This is a genomic window from Paraburkholderia sp. SIMBA_054, from assembly GCF_046534875.1.
In the GTDB taxonomy this organism is placed as follows: Bacteria; Pseudomonadota; Gammaproteobacteria; order Burkholderiales; family Burkholderiaceae; genus Paraburkholderia; species Paraburkholderia hospita.
The window spans coordinates 1-250 of sequence record NZ_JAWRXV010001322.1 but is presented as its reverse complement, the minus strand read 5'-3'; the positions used below and the strand labels follow the sequence as shown (position 1 = coordinate 250).

The 250-nt window shown below is 60.8% G+C and carries 1 protein-coding gene; it reads left to right on the top strand.

Annotated features, from left to right (window positions below):
- A partial coding sequence (locus SB822_RS59370) for a (d)CMP kinase (RefSeq protein ID WP_410859410.1) occupies positions 1-250 on the top strand: 250 nt, incomplete at both ends.

Genomic DNA, 250 nt, shown 5'->3' with positions numbered 1-250 from the left:
CGGACGGTCGCGACATGGGCACCGTCATCTTCCAGGACGCCGTTCTGAAGGTGTTCATGACCGCCAGCGTGGAGGCCCGCGCGGCGCGGCGGCATAAGCAATTGATACAAAAAGGCTTTTCTGCTAATATTGATGACTTGCTCCGGGATTTGCGCGAGCGTGACGAGCGCGACAGTCAGCGCTCAGCCGCGCCGCTTAAGCCCGCAGCGGATGCAAAACTGCTCGACACGTCCGCCTTGTCGGTCGATCA